We start from the raw sequence: 3,687 nt of genomic DNA, 5'->3' as shown, positions 1-3,687 counted from the left end.
TGCCGATCACCCCGAGGGTGGCGGCATCGGGACGGGCCAGCGCGTCGACCGCGAGTGCCCAGGTCGAAGAACGTGCCGCGGCGGCCGGGCACTGGTGGCGCTGGCGGCCTTCTCGACCGGTCGCAGCGCGGCGGTGCCCTGAGTCGGGAACTCGCGCGCCCCCCGGGCGCGAGTCTCCCCCTGCCGATTCGTTCGATCGATGCGTGACGTACCGTTACCGAGGCGCGGAGCCCGCTCCGCCGCGGTCCGGCCCCCCGACCGCGGTGCGCGCTGCCCGCCGCCGGTGACGTCCCGGCGGTCGCGCTTGTCAATGCTCATGTCCCTCCCCCTCAACGTCCGTCCCTCTAGCCGTCCCGGTGCCCCTGACCCCCCACGGATCAGGCGGACCCCGTGCCCGGTTGGTGCATTCCCTTCACCCGTCGGCGAGACCGTTCGCGGTCGGTCCGCCCCTGCTCTGTCGTGTTCGGGTCGAGTCGCTCCGCGGCCCGCAGCCGCACCGAGGCGGCGCGCGGGTTCGCGGCGACCTCCGCCTCCCCCGGCAGTTCGGCGCCCCGGCTGAGCAGCCGGAACGTCGGACCGGACCCGGGGAGCTCGACCGGGAGGTCAATCGGGCCCTTACTGCGGACCCGGTCCGTGAGGGCCGCCTTGGTGAGCCTGTCCTCCAGCGAGTGGTAGGACAGGACCACCATGCGACCGCCCACGGTCAGTGCGTCGAGTGCAGATGGCAACGCTGTCTCCAGCGCTGCCAGCTCTCTGTTTACCTCGATCCGTAAAGCCTGAAACGTTCTCTTTGCCGGGTGCCCACCCGTTCGTCGGGCTGGCGCCGGAATGGAATCCCGAACCAGCTCCGCCAGCAGCGCGGACGAGGTGATCCGCTCCCGCTCCCGCTGCCGGATGATCGCCGAGGCGATCCGGCCGGCGAACTTCTCCTCGCCGTAGACCCGCAGCACCCGGGCCAGGTCCGGATGCGCGTACGTGTTGACCACCTCTTCGGCGGTCACCCCCCGGGTCTGGTCCATCCGCATGTCCAACGGCGCGTCCTGGGCGTAGGCGAACCCTCGGTCGGGCGCGTCCAACTGCAACGACGAGACACCCAGGTCGAACAGGATCCCGTCGATGGCCGGATAGCCCAGCCGGTCCAGTACGTCCGGCAACTCGTCGTAGACGGCGTGCTCCAGGTGCACCCGGTCGGCGAACCGGGCCAGCCGGACCCGCGCGTGAGCGAGCGCCTCGGTGTCCCGGTCGAGCCCGATCAGGACCGTCTCCGGATGCGCCTCGAGCACCGCCTCCGCATGCCCGGCCAGACCGAGCGTCGCGTCGACGTGGACCGTCCGGCCGCCTCGACCCAGCGCGGGGGCCAGCAGCTCGAGACACCGCTCGAGCAGCACCGGCACGTGCGTGCCGCGCAACTCCCCCATGATGACCCCCACTGGTTGAAACGTCCGTTCTTCTCGTGCGCCTGTCGTCGGACGGCGCTGCCGTCGTACCGCCAGATCCCCATCCGCTCCCGCCTGACACCGGACCGTCGCCCAATGTCTGGATCGTGCGCCTGGCACCGGGGAAGTGATGCCAGGAACTCGAAAGCGGCTGGAGATCTCGCAGTACGTCGGGCGCCGTTACCGCCCTACAGACCGCCGGGCAGCACCCCCTCCTCGATGTCGGCGAAGTCGTCTTCGCTCTCGGCGAGGTAGGTCTCCCAGGCGACCTTGTCCCAGATCTCCACCCGCGTGCTCGCGCCGATCACCACCAGCTCGCGGTCCAGGGCGGCATAGGCCCGCAGGTGAGCCGGAATGGTCACCCGGCCCTGCTTGTCCGGAACCTCGTCGTGCGCGCTGGCGAAGAAGACCCGGCTGTAGGCCCGGGCCGCCTTGTGGGTCATCGGCTGTGCGCGCAACTGCTCCGCGATCCGCTGGAACTCAGGGGTCGGGAAGACGTAGAGGCAGCGCTCCTGCCCTTTGGTGACCACGACACCCCCCGCCAGCTCATCCCGAAACTTGGCCGGAAGGATCAACCGGCCCTTTTCGTCCAGGCGCGGAGTGTGGGTGCCGAGAAACATCGGCCCAACCCCCTCGCCCTTGAGCGGCGTTCGCGGCGCCGCTGACCCCCCGGGCCGGTGAGCCCTCCCGGCCTCACCATTGGTCCCCACTCTACTCCACTTCCCTCCACCCGCAACCAAATTCGCCCGCGTGGCGCGCCTGGCCCGAGGGCAAAACCGCACGTCACAGGGGGTGGAGCGGAGTGGAGGGCTTCAGCCACCCCTCGGCGTGGTCCGCTTTCCGACATTGATCGACTCCGTCCGGGGGACGCCGACCCGGCCGCCCGCGCGGTCACCACGGCCGAACGGTTCACCGTCGGCGGCGATCTGGCGAGGCCGGCGGTCCGGTAACCTCGCTCGCGTGACGGACGCGAAAATGCCCCTACGGGCCAAGGTGGCCAGCTCCGTGTCACGGACCGCCGCGGCGCTCTCCCGGGCGGCCGGCCGTGGCGACGGTTCAGTGATCGGCGGGTGGATCGGCCTCAAGATCGACCCGGACCTGCTCGCCCACCTGTCGGCCGGGCGCGCGATCGCGCTCGTCTCCGGCACCAACGGCAAGACCACCACCACCCGGTTGACCTCCGCCGCGGTCGGCGTGCTCGGCCGGGTCGCCACCAACTCGTTCGGCGCCAACATGCCCAGCGGGCACACCTCGGCGCTGGCCAAGGCCGGCAGCACCCCGTACGCGGTGCTGGAGGTCGACGAGCACTACCTCGCGCAGGTGCTGGAGGCGACCGAGCCGCACGTGGTCGCGCTGCTGAACCTCTCCCGCGACCAGCTCGACCGCGCCAAGGAGGTCGCCATGATGGCGCAGCTCTGGCGTGCGGCGCTGGTCCGGCACACCAACGTACGGGTGGTTGCCAACGCCGACGACCCGCTGGTCGTGTGGGCCGCCACCCCACCCGGTGACCCCGCCCGGGGCATCAACCCGCCGCACGTGACGTGGTTCAGTGCCGGCCAACGGTGGCACGACGACTCCTGGGTCTGCCCGGAGTGCGGCTCCACCATCCAGCGCTCCGGCGAGCAGTGGTGGTGCACCGGCTGCCCGCTACGCCGACCGGAGCCGCACTGGGTCGTCGAGGACGAGGGCGTGCTCGATCCCACCGGCGCCTGGCACAAGGTCTCCCTCCAACTGCCCGGCAAGGTCAACCTCGGCAACGCGGCGACAGCGCTGGCGGTGGCCGCCGAGTTCGGCGTCCGCCCGGTCGACGCGGTGTCCCGCCTCGGCATCGTCACCTCGGTGGCCGGCCGTTACGCGCAGGTCGACAAGGACGGGCGCAACATCCGGCTGCTGCTGGCCAAGAACCCGGCCAGTTGGCTGGAGGCGTTCGACATGGCCGACAACGCGCCGACCCTGCTCTCCATCAACGCGCGCGATCCCGACGGTCTGGACACCTCCTGGCTCTACGACGTCGACTTCGCCCCGCTCCGGGGCCGGCAGGTGTTGATCACCGGCGACCGGGCATACGACCTGGCGGTTCGACTGGACGTCAACGACGTGCCGTTCCAGCACGTCCGCACGTTCGACGACGCACTCCGGTCGGTCCCGCCCGGGCGGCTGTGCAAGGGCAAGGGCATCACGGTGCGCTACCGGGTGGCGTTCGCGGCGGGTTCGCCGGGTGGCCGTCTCGTGGTCACGGGCGTGGGCATCA

The 3,687-nt window shown here is 71.1% G+C and carries 2 protein-coding genes and 2 pseudogenes; 1 reads left to right on the top strand and 3 read right to left on the bottom strand.

The window, feature by feature from the left end:
• Window positions 1-75: 75 nt before the first annotated feature.
• The 3 genes and pseudogenes from ABZ749_RS31535 to mraZ form a co-directional block, all read right to left on the bottom strand.
• Window positions 76-318, bottom strand: a pseudogene (locus ABZ749_RS31535) (hypothetical protein); the annotation flags it as partial.
• A pseudogene (gene rsmH, locus ABZ749_RS31530) lies at window positions 308-1,418 on the bottom strand (16S rRNA (cytosine(1402)-N(4))-methyltransferase RsmH). The pseudogenes rsmH and ABZ749_RS31535, both read right to left, overlap by 11 nt.
• Window positions 1,419-1,624: 206 nt before the next feature.
• Window positions 1,625-2,056: a division/cell wall cluster transcriptional repressor MraZ gene (mraZ, locus tag ABZ749_RS31525; RefSeq protein WP_030488958.1), complete on the bottom strand. Its 432-nt coding sequence runs from the start codon at window positions 2,054-2,056 to the stop codon at window positions 1,625-1,627.
• Window positions 2,057-2,411: 355 nt separating this feature from the next.
• Between mraZ and ABZ749_RS31520 the strand changes: the two genes are divergently transcribed.
• A partial coding sequence (locus tag ABZ749_RS31520; RefSeq protein ID WP_357234208.1) for a MurT ligase domain-containing protein occupies window positions 2,412-3,687 on the top strand: 1,276 nt, incomplete at its 3' end.

The organism is Micromonospora sp. NPDC047753, from assembly GCF_040642735.1.
In the GTDB taxonomy this organism is placed as follows: domain Bacteria; phylum Actinomycetota; class Actinomycetes; order Mycobacteriales; family Micromonosporaceae; genus Micromonospora.
Note: the sequence above shows the minus strand (reverse complement) of the source record. Positions and strands in the feature narration are given on the sequence as shown.